Here is a 16940-nt window from a genome sequence, read left to right as displayed (position 1 = left end):
TATATTCATGCAAATTACAGAATATAAACGCCATTGGGAGGTTGTGTAGACTGTCGATAATTAGGAGCTCCGTCTATCGCATGAAGATGTGAAATATGATCGCCGATTAAAATTCCATCAGCCCCAAAAAACGCCGAAGTATTTTGTGGAATTTGATGCAGTGAAACTGCCAGAAAGCTATAGCGGCTCTGGGATGGAGACGAGATTGACACAATAAAAAACCAGCACCCCGAAGAGTGCTGGTTTGGTAGATGGGGTGTTATGAATTATTAGATTACTCGACTTTGAATGATTGGACATCCATCAGGAATCCGGTCGCACCTTTGAACACGAAGTACAGATCGTTCACTCCTGAAGGAGCGTTACTAATCTGACCTGTTAGGTTGGTGAAGTTACTCCACCCGCCAGTGTTAGGAACAGCGACTGAGGAGATCAGTGTCCCAGTAGAAGAGCCGACTCTAACTTCCAGTGTGCCACCAGAAGTCGCAGAGGATGCGGACACTTCGAAGCTCGTGGCCGGTAGCGCGAAGTTGAATTCGTTATACGCGACCCAAGAGTTATTGGTGATATAGCCAATGTGCGTTGTTAGGTCTCTCACTACGTTGTTATTCGACGGAGCTGACTCGTTATCAAAGCCTGCGGCATTGTAGTTCAATCCCATATCGCTAGGAGGTCCTGCGTTTACGGTAAAGTCTGCCACATTAAACAGGTAACCAGAACCGCCCGTGAAGACAAAGTAGAGGTCATGCACGCCTGACACATAGCTGTGGATATTACCGCCGAAGGACAAATAATTGCTATAGCTTTGCGTGCTGCTTACATCGATTGATGAGATCAAGTCGCCAGTGGGGGAGTCCAAGCGAACTTCGATAGTCCCTCCTGCTGTGGCAGAGCTGGCAGATATTTCGATGCTGGCAGCGCCAATGTCGAAGTCGAAGTCATGGTAGGCAGCCCAAGTGCCGTTTTTGATGTATCCGATGTTCGTTCCCTCATCTTTGATGCTGGTGTTAGAAGTCGGGTGAGACTCGTTATCAAACAGAGCAGCGCTGTAGGTTGCGTTAAGGTCACCATCACCGTTGAGGTCTTCTCCTACGACTAGATCGATTCCACGTGAGCGTGCTTGGCCATTCACATCTCTCGCACGGATAGTGAATTCATGATCTGTCGTGACGCTCTCAGTAGGAGTGCCGCTGAGAACCCAATGCCCATCATTGTTAGGGTCTTCAGCAATGCTCAACCAAGCAGGTTTATTTCCGAGAAACCAGACGGCATTAATCTCATCACCTTCTGGATCCCAGAGGTCGATTCCTTCTTCGAGGACGTGGTAATAAGGTTCACCCATGACGGCGTCTGGGAGCACGGTGTAAGCGCGAGCCCAGTTTGGTGCTCCTGGACTTTGGTATTGAGCAAGATGGTCATCGAGCCCTTGGAGTAAGGTGAGTGACCAGGCTTGGAGAGTAGGATTACTTCTCCAGATAGAGCCATTCCAAGTCATGTGACCGCCGGCCTGCATGGCTTCTAGATTCCATTGGAAAAAGTCTGCTTCTTCCCATGCTTGGTTGGTGCCGTATTTCCAAGCTGTAGTGCTCAACTTTGAGTGGAAATTCCCGACAATTTTATCATCCCAGGTCCAGTTTCCGCCATCGTGCACATAACCATTGGTTTCGGTCATGCGAGTGACGTGTTTGTAGTTATTGTTAAACTGTGAACCCGTTTTGCTTGCGTGGTCATTATTCCCACCAAAGGCGTGGCCGAAGGTGAAATCTTCGAAACGGACAGGGTGCGCGTATGGGAATGCATCGTAATTTAAAGTGCTACGACCATTGTTGAATGCGATTGGGCATTCAGGATTACCTGCGTGCACGGCATTCGCGAAGGCTTGGTAGAGTCGCTGTTCTTCAACGAGTCCACTGGTAGCATTGTCACCATTTTCTTCCATAGTTCCGCCATCGTCAAAAATCCATGAACCAAAATGAGGGCCATAGCGTAACGAGTAGTCCTTTAGAACGAACTCGGCGTAGCAGAAGAGATACTTACGATCAGGGTAAGTATCGGAAGCGTCATCGTACTGCTGAGTAGAGCTATTCCAAATTCCAGTGTGGAAGGGCTGGCTATTGATGAATGCCTGCATCGTGGCATCGTTATCACAGTAGTCTTTCCAGCGGTCGACGAACTCTTGTAAGCTGTCGCCATTAGTTCCGACAAAACTTTCGCAGTTCGTGTAGCCCTTTACTTTGAAGCCAGCTGCCTTGATTTCTAAAATCTCGGCTAAGAAAGTGTCATCTTCTGGCTCGTCTAGGCTAAGGTCGCCCCAAGTCGGCGCTACGACAAAGTCGATCGCGGGGCCTGCTCCATTGACTCCTTCAAGAGCGATCGTTTCTAACAATTTATGCGGAGCGAAATGCTGAGCTGAGAGCGAAGCTCCATCGGAGAAGTTGATACCAACCGAATCGAGTGTTTTGAAATCTTTGATGTTCTCAAGATCTCCTTCACCGCCATTCCAGCTGCCGCGCATACCAGCGGCGCGTTCACCAGCCGCGTAGGCAGTTTCTAGTGTGATTGACTGGATAGATTTACCACCACCATGGTCATCCTGACCGTATACTGCGACATGGTAGTTTTTGCTCAGGTCAAAGCCTTCTGCTAGAACTCCAGAGGATTCGTAGACGCCATTGATGCGGTAACACCAATAGCCGCCGATGCCGACTTCTAGAGTGACTTCACAGGTTTCGCCGGGCACAAATTGAGCTCTGGTTCCGGAGCTGTCCAAGTTGGTTTTGGTGGAGCCGTTTGAGGTGTTAAGGCCTCGATTCGCTGTGCCGCTGCCGGCTGTGACATTGGCGCCGATAGCGTAGGGACTGGTTTCAGCTTGGAAGGGGTTGAAGCCTGAATAGCTGGATAGATTGGTATCATCACTGATGAGTCCAAAGGAGAGATTGTGGGCTGCCAAATCTCCGACTGAGCCTGTTGTGAAATGGACTGTTAGTTTAAATCCCGTGTCGGACTGAAAAGTATTTTCTGAGTAAAGGAGAGCTCTGCGAGTGTAGGCTGTGCCAATGGCCAAGAATGTGGCGTCACCATCATCGGTCCAAGAATGACCTTTAATCGTTCTGTTGATTGCTCCTCCACCTTTGCCTGTATTGGTAGAAAGTCCGTCATTGTCGAATGAGTCCTGATAGAGAACTCCAGCGTGTGCAGTGAGACCAAGTGCCGCCATGCAGGCACTGGTCAAGTAGGTTGTTTTTTTCATGTTGTGTTTGAATGGATTTCATGCGGAATCCGATCTAAGACATGGGGGAGATACGCGCATTTTTCTAACCTATTGATCCACAATAGTGAGGTCAATCTCGTTCATGGGTTTTAGATGATTTACGAAATTGATTTTTATCAGGTTTCGTTATCTAGCAATTTTTGTGTGAGGGGAAATTGCCGCTTAACACACATCAAAACCAGCTTCGGATTTGAGCGGAATGGCTAGGGAGTAACAAAAAAACCAGCGCTCCGATGGGTGCTGGTTTGATTGATAATAAGAACTGATAGAATCCTATTAATAGCTACTAAAGAGAGATGCTATTTTTTGAGATGTTAGAGCCTAGGTAGATGATAGGGGATCCTGAGCCTCGTAGCTGATGCGATGTGAAATGAGAGAACGAATCTACCAATTGAGCTTTTTAAAATCGTAAGTTCGACCAGCCTCAGTCTTCACATCAAAGGTCTTGTCGCCATAGCGCAAGACGCACGGGTTGCCTCGCTTAGAACGGAGTTGACCATCCACGAGCTTGCCGTCTTTCCATGTTAGGTCGACTTCGAAACCACCGCGAGCAGACAGACCTTTTACTGAGCCGTCAGCCCATGCCTTTGGTAAGGCTGGTAGAAGGATGATAACCGGGTGGCCTTCATTGGCTTGTTCGTGGGACTGAAGCAACATTTCAGCGATTCCTGCTGTAGCTCCGAAATTTCCATCGATTTGGAAAGGTGGATGCACATCGAGCAAGTTCGAAAGTGTGGACTTCGCTAGCAGTGCCTCAATGTTTTCAAGGCACTTGTCACCATCAAGTAAGCGAGCGAAAAAGTTCACGATCCAAGCGCGGCTCCACCCGGTATGCCCTCCGCCATTCGCTAGGCGGTGGTCAATCGTCTTACGTGCCGCGTCGGCCCATTCTGGAGTGGTGCCGGGTGAAATCTGCCAGGATGGGTGCAGCGCATAGAGGTGCGAGATGTGGCGGTGCCCCTTGCTCGCCTCGCTGAGGCCTTCTTGCCATTCTAGTACGCGTCCGTCAGAACCGATTTTAACCGGGTCAGCTAATTTTTCACGGAAGGCCATCAGCTTCTTTCTGAAGGCTTCGTCCTTATTCAGGATTTCAGATGTTAGGATAGCATGGGTGAAGAGTTCGTAGATGATCTGTTGATCCATGGCAGGTCCCATGGAAAGTGATCCCTTACTGCCGTCTGGGGCCTTAATGTTGTTCTCAGGAGAGGTGGTAGGACCAGATACCAGCTTGCCTGTCACCGGGTCTTCCACCAGGAAATCAAGGAAGAACAGGCATGACTCTTTCATGATTGGATAGGCGCGCTTCTCGAGGAATTCGCGGTCACCGGTGTAGAGCCAATTTTCCCAGAATTGTCGGATGCACCACGCTGGTCCAGTGACCCACATGCCGAAGCGTGGGTTGCCGAAGAGCCAAGTATTTCCCCAGATGTCGGAGGTATGGCCCGCGACGAAGCCATCGCAGTCAAACATCGTTTTGGCGGTAGTCCGACCAGTCGGCACCAGCGATTCTATATAATCAAAAAACGGCTCGTGGCATTCAGAAAGGTTGGTGGACTGGGCGAGCCAGTAATTCATCTGAATATTGATGTTGATGTGGAAATCCGCGTTCCAGGGTGGTTTGTAGCCTTCTGCCCAAATGCCTTGAAGGTTCGTTGCCGTGCTTCCCGGGCGGGAACTCGAGATGAGCAAGTAACGCCCATAATGGAAGTAGAGTGAAATGAGATGTGGGTCTGACGTGCCTGCCTGCACCGCAGCGAGGCGAACATCAGTGGGCTTCTTCGCCGCTTCGTCCCCACCCAAATCCAGATCTACGCGTTGATACAAACGGCGGTGCTCTACCAAGTGGTCTTTGAGCAGAGCCTCGTAGCTTTTTCCGGCAGCAACGGCCAATTGCTTTCCGCTTAGCGCGAGAGGGTCTTCACCTCTAAAATCTGTGGCAGCGGTCAGCAGTATCAGGGCGGAATTAGCACCCTCCACGCGCAGCTTTCCATTCAGCGCAGTGACCGACCCGCCTTGGGGAATGATTTTCATCTGAGACGCGTAGTGAACGCCTTCTTTGTGCGATGGGAATCCTTTGGTGTCCCTGGGTTTTCCATTGATGCTCTGAACCTGTCCGGACATTACCAAGCCGTCTTTGCCTAGAGCTTCCACCTTGGAATGGTACTTGCGGTGCAGCTTCGCATCGAAATCCACTTTCCCCGGCTGGTCACTGCTGATGCGTACGATAATTGCCTGATCAATGGGGCTTGAAAAAACCTCCCGCAGATAGCTGACACCATCCACCTCATATTGCACACGGGCAATCGCCTGATCGAGATCTAGGTCACGGCGGTAGTTGGTTACCTTTTTCGCTTCTGGAAATGTTAGCTCCAGGTCACCGAGCATTTGATAGGTATGTGTTCCTGAAGGAAAGCGCGGGCTCAAGAACTTGCCTTTGATCAACCTTTCAGCAGCGCTGTATTTGCCTGAAAATATCAGTTCGCGCGCTTGCTTGATCAATTCGGGGCCGTTCGGTCTGTAGAAATCAATGCTGGCTCCCGACCAGAGTGAATCTTCATTGAGCTGGATCCATTCTCGATTCACTCCGCCATAGACCATGGCTCCAAGGCGTCCGTTGCCGATTGGAAGCGTCTCGTTCCAGTCGCGGGCAGGTTGGCGATACCACAGTGTGTCTGTTGATTCTGGAGCGGCAGCCTCTCCCGCTAGCTCGCAGGCAGATTCAGCCAGCAGTTTGACGCGGTAGTCGTTGAGTTGTTGCTTCGAGGGCACTTGAGCCCATGCCTGACTGGCCGTCCCTGCGATCAATCCGATCACCAGTAGATGTGATTTCAATCTCTTATATATATGCATATGCTATATGGTTGCTTACCTTCTCTAGGCCCATGTGTCACCATACATGGAAGCGTGACGCTAGCGGAGTTGTCCGCTCAAGGTAACTGGCCATATAGCCCGTTTTTTAAGATTTCTTTTACATTGTTGCGACTCGGAGGTGTGACTCCTCACTCTGCTCATTGGTAGTCAGCCGAAATAAGCTCGGAGAGTATGGCCTCAGCTGCTGCTCTCGCCGGCGACTGGACTTCCAGTTTACTGTAGATTTTTTCGAGATGGACCTTTTTGATCCTGTATTTCTAACGTTGTTTTATAGTGAAATAGGGGAGACTGCCATGTCTCTCTCATGAATGTTCTTTCTCCTGCTGCGAAGAATTTGTTACTCAACAAAGAGATGAGGGAGTGCAGCACGACAATACGGCCTAGGGTGAGAGCTTCCTGGCTAGGACATGGCCTGAGGCTACCTCTATTCTGTGGCCTTTGTATTCTGACCATTTTTATTGATGGAATAGAGGCTGCTGAAGGATACTCAGACCCGCTGAATCCTTCGCAAGTGGAATGGGGTTTGAACTCTAGCAAAGTTCCTTTTTATGAGATCCCAGCTCGCATCGAGAAGTTAGAGGAGCTTATCTCAGAAGAGACTCAGGCGTTGGAGGCATTGGCGCCACTACAGCCAGCTAAACAGTTTGACCAATTCGGATACCACAGCGACTACCTTCCAGCGGTGAAAGGTGTGCCAGAGCTGCCATTGTGGACCCTAGATTTCGATAATGGCGTCAAGACGCGTCGGATTTTAGGTATAGTTTTAGTGCCCGCCATCGATGAACGTTCTGCGGAACTTCAAGGCTATGCCTTTCCCAAACGTTTTCGTATTTCTTCCGTCAATTCTAAAGGGGAAGTTGAAAGAGTGTATGTCGACTGGACTGAGAGGGATTTTCCAGATCCAGGAATGCGGCCAGTTGTGTTCAAGTTTCCTTCTCAGTACGCCCTAGTTGCCACAGATGGGCTGCGATCAGGATTACGTCTCGAAGTTTTCTCAGGTGCAGAGGACAACGGACTAGAATTCTTCTCGCTCGCGCGAGCGCACCTTATTCGAACAAACGAAGTACATTCACCGAGACGAGTCACCGTCTCTTCTAGCTTTGAATCTGCTCCTTATTGGGGGGCTGAGTACTTGTCCTCTCCACGCCACACTTTGGGGATGCCTTTGTCCTCAAAGAATGGTTCGGATGGAAACTTGGTCTGGCCACTTTCTGTTTCTAAATTAGATTCACCGATTGTACTCAGAATAGAATTGGACAAACTAGAGCAGTTGGGCTGGGTCAGTCTCTTCCCTGGAAAAAGCCCAGATGGGATCGATGTTCCCGGCTATGGATTTCCCAAGTCTATTCGCTTTGTCCGGCTCCAAAAAAAGCACGATAGAAATAATTACCGGCGCTTACCTGTAGAAGATAGGTCATTCGCAGGGAACCCGGGCAACAACATGGTCCGAGTGACGGACCTAGGTAGAAAGGTCGACGCACTGGAAATAGAACTCAATGACTTTCCGGTTTATCAGGGGCAGCCAGTGTTAGCGCTCGGCGAAATCGAGCTTTCTTTTAACGGCCTCAACATATCAAAAGGAAGGAATATCAGCCTACGTCATGGTGATGTAGAGTATGTTCCCGATCTCTCTGTTCTAGTCGACGGCAGAGTCGATGGTCGCACGGTGCTGCCATTGCCCAAATGGATTGATCAATTGGCAGCAGGGAAGCCACACGTTGCCAGCCTTGCCACTTTTGAGGTAGAACACTCACGCTTGAGCGAGCGATGGCAGATCATCCGAGAGCGTTCCTTGATCAGTTTCGGAGTGTTACTTTTATTTGGTGTTTTAGCCTTCGTCTATTGGATGCGTCGCAGTAGGAAAATGGCGCAACTACGTTTGCGTCAGCAGATTCATTCTGACCTACATGACGAAGTGGGGAGTAATCTGGGTAGCATTTCTATCATGGCTGAGCAGCTGGAAAATCTAGCAAAAGATGAGCAGATTAAGGAAGGCCTAGAGGACTTATCGCTACTCGGTCGGGAGGCTTATGCTTCCTTACGAGAAGTCATTTGGTTAGTCGACCAGAGCACTATCCACCTGCCTGTGCTTTTGCAAAAACTCGCTGAGCGAGCCGAGCGTGTCTTAAATCACGCTGAGCTCTCCATTGAAATTCCCGAACACTGCCCTGACCAGATTGTCTCTCTCAATTTTAAGCGGCACCTCATCATGTTTTTTAAAGAAGTGGTGCATAACTGCGCGCGTCACGCCCAGGCGAGTAAAGTGCACATTGCCGTATCTATCACAGGGAAGAAGCTTAAACTGGCGGTGAGTGATGACGGCTGCGGCTTTGATGCCACCGAGAAATTCCCCGGGTGGGGGCTCTCCAGCCTTAAAAAGCGAGCGCAAGAAATGGGTGGGGAGATGGAGCTTTCTTCCAGCTCTGGAAAAGGTACGACTATCGTTCTCGAGCTCCCGCTGGCCTCACTCACCAATGAGGCGAGTCATTCCTACAGGACCTCAAACTAGTTTCTCGTTCTCGCCAATTATCTGAAAGCCTGTGAGCACTGACGAAAAGCGTAAGTTTTCTTACTGGTAGGACCCGATTGACTCTCATAGCCTCGTGGCCATTAACATGCTACCAATCAACATATGGGTCGTCGAAGATGACGCTGGCTTTCGCCGAACATTACGCAGTTTACTCAATACTGGTGAGCGTACTAGCTGTAGCCATGTGTTCCCTTCGTGCATTGAAATGTTCGAAGCTCTCGAGACAGCTGAGCATCCAAACCTTATATTGATGGATCTTGGGCTGCCTGGGATGGATGGGGTGGAGGGTATCCGAAACTTAACTCAAATTGCGCCAGACGTGGCAGTGGTAGTGATTACTGTTTTTAGAGAAAAAGCGAAGGTTCTTGAAGCACTCGATGCTGGTGCAGCGGGCTACTTATTAAAGACAGCAAGTGGTGCAGAAATCATTGATGGCTTGGAGCAGGTATTCGCCGGAGGAGCGGCCCTCAGCCCAGATGTCGCTAAAATAGTGCTCGATGAAATGCGCAAGGCTCCCACGACTGATAGCTTCAAACTCTCTGCTCGCGAAATCGAAGTGCTCGAGCACCTCACTATGGATCTTTCGGTCAAAGAAATAGCCGGCCGACTCGGGATCAGCCGGCGTACTGTGGCATTCCATTTGGAGAACATTTACCGTAAACTCCAAGTGCAGTCGCAGTCTGGTGCCGTAGCCAAAGCGCTGCGCTCTGGGATTATTTAGTGCTCATCATGGCCTGCAAGAGCTGTTGGAGAGAAGCTTTTCCCATGTGTTAGGGGAGACTGGTTGTTTGGCCAGTAGACGCGCGTGGTTTATTTAAGCTAAGGATATCACAGTGCTCAGCCACTGGAAACTTTTCCATGGTGTAGTGAGCCACCACGATAAACTCCCCACCGCTATGAAAAAAACGACTACGGCTCTATTTGCTAGCTCACTAGTGATCGCTTCGAATGCAGCTGAAATCTCAGCAGTGGGCGATGGCCTGGATTACGATGTCACTGGGATAGAAGCTCAGAGCTACCGCTCCAGCGATGTGACAAAATCTTTCGATGGGGATGGAGACAATGCCTACGGTTCACTTGGCTACCTCATTTTTGGTGGTGACGATAAGGAGAAGAATGCCCAAGAGTTCTCAGCTGGGAACAACTGGGTTAGCTCGCTCCCCTCTTTTGTGAAAGCGATCTCTGTTGATGACGCAACTACGATCACTCACAGAAATAATGACTATGATGCAACTGCGTACGATGATGCTTCATTGCCGATAGACGGCGATGTCGAAGATTTCGGTAATGGAGCCATTCTTCTCATGAATGCGAGCACTACCGGTGGAGATTGGTATGAGCTGCTCACTTTTGAGACCGACACGACCGTAACAACATTTCGGTTAGGTATCATGGCTGGTCAAGATAATGATGATACTGGTAAGTTCGACCCTTCTGGTTTTCGGGTGTCTTTCGAAGGTAGAAAGGCAACTGCAGTGACAAGTATTTCTGAAACTCAAAATACCATTGGCATGGTATTCTTTGACATCACTACCGATGGTACAGCAGGGACTTTTTCGATCGAAGGGCAACGAGGGGCTGGCCACCCTTCTCTGGCAGGTATCACCTTTGATTCTGCATCTAAACCATCATCTTCCGCCGTGCTTATTGATGTTTTTGGATCTTCTGTCATCCTTAACCGCACTCCTTAAATATTTTCTCTTTAGAGCCTAAGAAGTGACCGTCGGTTCCTGGGGGAATCCGGCTGCCATTTTTTGAGGGAAGGTTTCTTCTTAGACTTTGAGACTCCGTCAGAAGAAAACGCGTTCTCTCAGATTCATGCTGTCGAATTTCATAAAGTCCAAAGTCACATCAGCAAAATCTGGTGATTTTGTTTTAACCCGCTATCGCGACTACGCGATGTTAACTCTGACCTTCGATATTACTCCACGAAAAAACGTATGTTAGAGGGAAAACTGGTTAGATGACCAGTAGATGGAATCGAGTTGGATCAGGTATAACATTAACAATGTTCACACATCCATCACTTTTGGTGTCGGACCTAAACCCGTATTTCAAGCATACTTAATGGTGTTTAGCATCATTACTTTTTACTTCACCGCAAATCCTAAACGTTTTCTCTGTTGTGTAGAGAGAACCTAAGACGTAACAGCCTGGCTATGAGAGTAGTCCGGCTGTTATTTTTTTGGAGATAAGGTTTCTTCTCAGAGGTTGGCACATCGTCAGGAGAAAATGCTTTCTCCCGTTTCACGCTGTCGAAAGTCATGAAGTTTAAGGTCACATCAGCAAAATTTGGTGATTTTGTTTTAGCCAGCTATCGCGACCACGCGATGTTAGCTTTGATTTTCTACCTTTCAGATCTTCGACACTCCGCCACAAAAAACGTATGCTAGAGGTCACACTGGTCAGATGGCCAGTAGACGGAATTGAATTGGATTAGGTAGAAATTCACCGTGCTCACCTATTGAAGGTATTTCTCTAGTTCTAGTGAGCAGCCACTAAGGACAACACCTTACCTCTAATGAAAAAAACTACCACGATTCTACTCGCTAGCTCACTAGCACTATTGTCTGCTGCGAATGCGGCTGTTATCTCCGCTGTGGGGAACGGGACGGATTATGATATTACTGGTATAGAAGCCCAGAGCTACCGTTCGACTAATGTTGCAAAATCTTTCGATGCCGATGGTGACAATGCCTACGGTACACTTGGCTACCTCGTTTTTGGTGGAGATAACACGCAACACAACAGCGAAGAGTTCTCAACGGGAACCAACTGGGTTAGCTCGAACCCTTCGTTCGTGACAACGATCGCTGCGAATGACGCGGCTACAGTCACGCACAGAAATGCCAACTATGATGCTTCAGCGTACGATGATGCAACACTTGCCATTGGCGCTGATGTTGCAGACTTCGGTAATGGAGCCATTCTCCTTATGAATACGAGTACCACTAATGGCGATTGGTATGAGCTTCTCACTTTTGATGTCGACACTACTGTGACAACGTTCCGTCTTGGTATCATGTCAGGTCAAGATAATGACGCTACAGGTAAGTTTGATCCTTCTGGTTTTCGCGTATCTTTCGCAGGGGGGGCCGCAACTGAAGTGACTGGTGTTGCTGCAACGACCGACACTATCGGCATGGTTTTCTTTGACGTCACTACAGACGGCACTGCCGGTACTTTCTCTATCGAGGGGCAACGTAGTACTTCCCACCCATCGCTCGCAGGTGTCACCTTTGATGCCGTTCCTGAACCTTCTTCTTCCGCCATGCTTCTGTGTGGTTTCGGATCCTTACTTTTACTTCGCCGCAAATCCTAAACATTTTCTCTGTTGTGTAGAGGAAACCTAAGACACTAACAGCCGGACTACTTTTGTGGTCCGGCTGTTAATCTTTAGGAGGAAAGCTTTCTTCTCAGAGATTTAGACATGGCTCTGCGGAAATACTTTCTCCCGATTTAGGGTGTTGAAAGTCATAAAGCCCAAGGTCGTATCAGCAAAATCTGGTGATTTTGTCCCAACAACTATCGCGACCACGCGATGAAATTCTGACTTTCGACATTGGACACACCGCCCAAGGCATAAACGCATGCTGTAGGCCGTACTGGTCAGATGGCCAGTAGACTCAATTTCTTCAAATGAGGTACAAATGGAATGAAGCTCACCCCTCGGGGATTCACTCAAGTACATGTGAGCTCACATTTGAGATTAAACCTCAACACACTATGAAAAAAATAACAACGACACTACTCGCTAGCTCACTAGCGCTTATTTCCGCTGCAAATGCAGCGGTTACGATCGGCTCTGTAGGAAACGGCTCCGGCTATGATATTACAGGAGCTCAAACCTTTGGCTTCTACGACTCCTCTGTGGCGAAGACTTTCGACGTTAACGGAGACGACCTCTATGGTACCGACGGTTACTATGTATTTGGCGGAACCGGTACGAACAATGGAGCTGAATACAATACTGCAGGCGTTTTTGAAGCGTCAACACCTACTTTTGTAGATAGCATCACAGCAGATACTGCAGTGACACTTGTTCGTAAAAACGACTCACAGCTTGGTTTCAGTAACCCATCGCTCGGTGACGGTGGCGGGGACTTTGCAAATGGCGGTTATCTTATGAACAATGGAACAGCAGGAACAACTGGTCTTCCAATGCTTTCCTTTAGTGTGACTAACTCTAACGAGATGAGTTTCCGTTTAGGGATTCTTGCCGGAAATATCGCTGGTACACAATTTCAAGCTTCTGGCTTTAGCCTGCTCTTTGATGACGGAGTCACTACTCCTGTAACTGCTTCAGTTGGTACGCTAGGTACTATCACTTCAGATATGGGTATGGTTTTCTTTGATGTAGATCTCGATGCGGGTACTACAGGAACATTCACCATCCTTGCAGATGAGAACACTAGTAACCCTATTCTCAACGGTGTCACTTTTGATGTCGCTGCAGTACCTGAACCATCTTCTTCTGTGATGCTTCTTGGTGGACTTGGTGGACTTCTCCTTCGTCGCCGTAGAGCATAATACTTTCTCGCTCATCGAGCGATTTATCCATTCTAGCTGCCGGACTGTCTTCTGATAGGCCGGCAGCTATTTTTAAAGAGGGAGGGACTCCCTAAAAAATCCAATTCTAGCAGTCCTGTTTGCGACTCCATTCGGTTCCATAACTAGCCAGCCCATTTTTTCAAAACCAATTATGCACAAGATTCTTTCGATCGTATCTGCCGTTTCACTCGCGGTCATCCACTCAGCACATGCGGCTGTGGCTCTTTCTTCTGTAGGGGGTGCCGATGGCTATGACCTCACGGGAGCTGAGGTAGCTGCTTTCTACACCACGAGTGTGGCGAAGAGCTTCGACGCCGATGGAGACGATCGCTACGGTACCGCTGGTTACCTCATTTTTGGAGGGGACAGCCCAGAAGACAATAGTGCGGACTATGGCGACTCGGGAGTGTCTGTGGAATCGCTGCCGAGCTTTGTCGGTTCTGTGACTGTCGATACCGGGAATACCCTCGTGCGTAAGAATACCAGCCAGTATGCGATGGATAATCCAGCCGAAGCTGTGGAAGGCACGGACTTCGAACTAGCTGGCTATCTCATGAATAATGGCACGTCAGGTACCACGGATTTGCCGATGCTGGAGTTCTCTGTGAATACTACAGATGCAGTGAGCTTCCGATTGGGTGTGTTGGCCGGCAATCTCGATTCACAGTATGATCCTTCGGCGCTGCGTTTGTCTTTCGATGACTCCATTACTGGGAATGCAGACCCATCGGTGAACATCGCTTCACTGCCGACAGTCACAAGCATCGGTATGGTGTTTTTCGATATCACCCTAGATACGGGGACGACAGGCACATTCACTCTCGCCGCCTCTGAGAGTTCCTCTAACCCCACTATTGCGGGCCTCACATTCGACATCCTCCCGACGGCTCCTTCTACCATCGTTTACGATTTCGACGATGCCAATGGCGTGGTCGACTCCAATAATTTCGGCTTTGGCGTGACCGCAGGCAACTGGATATTTGATGTCGATGCTGGCGATTCAGCCTTCCAGAATGATCGTGCCGAAGCTGGGGTGCGCACAGACGGCGACAGCCCAACGGCTTACCCTGTGATGCGTTTTGACGTCACTATTCCAGCAGGGATGTCAGTAGACTTGGACGCTTTGAGCTTTGATCATGGATTTAACGAGACTGCCCACGTGAACGATATCACGCCGTATTGGGAGCTCTCCATTTCGACTGGCAGCGCCAATGTCGAGACCAACAGCCTAGACTCGGTGAACGATGCAGACTACTTCGATCAAAGTGAATCAGTCTCACTTTCAGGCCTCAAGGGCTTAACTGATACCACGGTCACCTTTGAACTCACTTTCAAGACAAGTGAGAATCGAAACAACGATCTCGATCGCGCGCACACGATCGACAATGTCGTGCTCACTGGCTCAGCGTTTCAGCTTCTCATCCCACCAACGATTGTCAATTTCTCTGCTAGCCCGCTCGTCGTGGATGCTGGTGACACCACCACCCTGAGCTGGGAAGTTGCGGATGCGGATAGCTTAGTCATCGACCAAGGTATCGGCAGCGTGGGCTTGAGCGGTAGCACGCAAGTTACTGTGAATGCAGACACGACTTACACGCTTACAGCCACAAACACAGATGGTGATTCGAGCTCCGAGCTCACTGTGCGCCTGCGACCTGACACCCCAAACATTCTCGTGATCGTGGTAGACGACATGGGAGTGGAGGACACCTCGGTAAATTTCAATTATGATGCAGCAGGGAATGTGCTGAGCCCTATCGATCCAACCACTGTCGGTCTCGATAGCTTTAGCGACGATGTAGGCAATGCCCATTTCTACACCCCGTGGATGGAGGAACTCGCATCGCGCGGGATGGTATTTAGCAAGGCCTATGCCCAGCAGGTGTGTTCGCCGAGCCGCTGTAGTCTGATGACAGGTCAGAACTCAGCCCGTCATGGAACGATCCAGTGGCTGGGTCGTAAAAACGATAACTTACACAATATCCAGATGCCGAGTAATCCAGGCCTCCAATATTCTGACCGCACACTCGCGGAGGTTTTCCGTGATGCTGGTTACCGCACGATAATGTCTGGCAAAGGACACATGGGTAGTAAATTTACGACCTCTACGAGCATTTACGAAACACCAGCGGCTTCGGATGACGATTGCTACTATGGTTTTCAAATTAATATTTCGGCGAACACGGGCGGCGCGCACGGAGACTGTTACTCGAATGACTCTACCGCTTTTGGCCTGCCCGCTAGTGGAGCTACTGCAGACTTTGTGGCTGAGTACCAGGACATGACTTACAACGAGTTCGATCCTGAGACCTACCCGAGCGATCACCTAGTGGCGAATGAGCCGCTTTATGTGACTGAGGCCATTACGCACGAATTGATGGAACGCATAGAATCCAGCGTCTCGGATGGTGAGCCATTTTTCGCTTACTTCTCGCAATTCGCGCTCCATGCACCGCACCAGACCGATCCACGTTACACCGCCAACTACCCGCAATTTGCTGACAACTACAATACGCTGGCTTATGCGACGATGGTCGAGGGGATGGACAAGGGTCTTGGTGATCTGATGACTAAGCTTGAGGAACTCGGTGTCGCTGAAGACACGCTGATTATTTTTACAAGTGACAATGGCAGTGACTCACGTCCACGCGGGCCACAGAATCCAGCGACTCTCACTGGAACGAACCCATTACGTGGTGAAAAGGGGATGCGCTATGAAGGCGGTGTCCGCGTGCCTCTGATCGTATCCTGGGCCAAGCGCGACACTTCGAACCCATTCCAGCAAGCACTTCCAATCGCTGCTGGAAGCCGAGAGGATGACATCGTTGTGATTCAGGACCTTTACCCAACAACCTTATCTATGGCTGGCATTTCAGTTCCTGATACTGATGACGATGGAGATCCTCTGATTATTGATGGCCATGACCTGAGCCCATACTTGCGTGGTGAAAGTGGCAACCATCGACCACAGAGTCTCATCACACATGCTCCGTGTTCGAGCCGTAGTAGCTATTTTACAACCTACCATGAGGATGACTGGAAGCTGATCTACAGTTACACGACGAGTTCTCCCGTCACTTCTACGAATCTTCCCTTGGGGAGTTACGAATTGTATGACTTGGCAAATGACCCTTACGAGGCAGTCAATTTGTCAGACGACGAGCCAGAGTTGGTCATGACCTTGGCCCGCTCGATGGTTGCAGAACTTGAGCGCATGGGAGCTCCCTATCCTAAATTGAGAAGTGAAGACTCATCGATCGCCGCTCTCGGCCTTCCATCAGCCAGCGGCGACCCGCACCCAGTCATCATGCCTGAGCTACCTGCTGTCGATACTGACCTGGATCAGTTAGCCGACAACACTGAGGATCCGAACCGCAATGGCATTCAGGATGCAGGAGAAACGAGCTCTGAAAATGCAAATTCAGACAACGACAATGTGGATGATGGTGATGAAGTGGCGCTTGGTCTCGATCCATTAGATCCAGGCAGCTATTTCTACCTCGAAGCCACATCAGCAGCAGATGGCTCACTCAGCATTACCTGGCCATCACAGTCTGGAACGAGTTTCGAAATTCGCAGTAGTACGGATCTCCAGGATTGGAGTACTGTCGTGGATGCGGATGTTCCCGCCGCAGCCTCCGGAAATTCGACCACCTATCTCATTCCAGCCTCTGCAGAAGCGAAAGAATTTTATCGAATCGAGTTGAAGTAGTGCTG

Annotated in this window: 8 protein-coding genes; 6 read left to right on the top strand and 2 right to left on the bottom strand. The window is 49.5% G+C overall.

The features are described 5' to 3' along the window. Positions 1–274: 274 nt before the first annotated feature. Both ACSHX2_RS11395 and ACSHX2_RS11390 read right to left on the bottom strand, forming a co-directional pair. Positions 275–3250 carry a carbohydrate-binding protein gene (locus tag ACSHX2_RS11395; protein ID WP_435693076.1) on the bottom strand — a complete coding sequence of 992 codons (2976 nt, stop codon included), beginning with the start codon at positions 3248–3250 and terminating at the stop codon, positions 275–277. A 405-nt stretch (positions 3251–3655) separates the two neighbouring features. Beyond that, positions 3656–6103 (bottom strand): glycoside hydrolase family 95 protein, encoded by a 2448-nt coding sequence (locus ACSHX2_RS11390; RefSeq protein ID WP_435693075.1) that lies wholly within the window; start codon positions 6101–6103, stop codon positions 3656–3658. 343 nt (positions 6104–6446) lie between these two features. Here ACSHX2_RS11390 and ACSHX2_RS11385 point away from each other — a divergent pair, with 343 nt between their 5' ends. The 6 genes from ACSHX2_RS11385 (at position 6447) to ACSHX2_RS11360 (ending at position 16935) form a co-directional block, all read left to right on the top strand. Further along, on the top strand, positions 6447–8651 hold the full coding sequence (locus ACSHX2_RS11385) for a sensor histidine kinase (RefSeq protein ID WP_435693074.1): 2205 nt from the start codon (positions 6447–6449) through the stop codon (positions 8649–8651). 106 nt (positions 8652–8757) lie between these two features. Then, positions 8758–9393, top strand: coding sequence for a response regulator (locus ACSHX2_RS11380; RefSeq protein ID WP_435693073.1), 636 nt, complete (start codon positions 8758–8760; stop codon positions 9391–9393). A gap of 175 nt (positions 9394–9568) precedes the next feature. Next, on the top strand, positions 9569–10363 hold the full coding sequence (locus tag ACSHX2_RS11375) for a hypothetical protein (RefSeq protein WP_435693072.1): 795 nt from the start codon (positions 9569–9571) through the stop codon (positions 10361–10363). Positions 10364–11193: 830 nt separating this feature from the next. Further along, entirely contained in the window at positions 11194–11994 is an 801-nt protein-coding gene (locus ACSHX2_RS11370; protein ID WP_435693071.1) for a PEP-CTERM sorting domain-containing protein, read from the top strand. Positions 11995–12398: 404 nt separating this feature from the next. Then, complete coding sequence (locus ACSHX2_RS11365; protein WP_435693070.1) at positions 12399–13202, top strand: PEP-CTERM sorting domain-containing protein; 804 nt, start codon at positions 12399–12401, stop codon at positions 13200–13202. Positions 13203–13374: 172 nt separating this feature from the next. After that, on the top strand, positions 13375–16935 hold the full coding sequence (locus tag ACSHX2_RS11360) for a sulfatase-like hydrolase/transferase (protein ID WP_435693069.1): 3561 nt from the start codon (positions 13375–13377) through the stop codon (positions 16933–16935). Positions 16936–16940 lie beyond the last annotated feature (5 nt).

This window comes from Rubritalea sp. (genome assembly GCF_051252225.1).
Lineage (GTDB): Bacteria > Verrucomicrobiota > Verrucomicrobiia > Verrucomicrobiales > Akkermansiaceae > Rubritalea.
The sequence above is the reverse complement of the archived record's forward strand: the minus strand, read 5'-3'. Positions and strand labels throughout refer to the sequence as shown.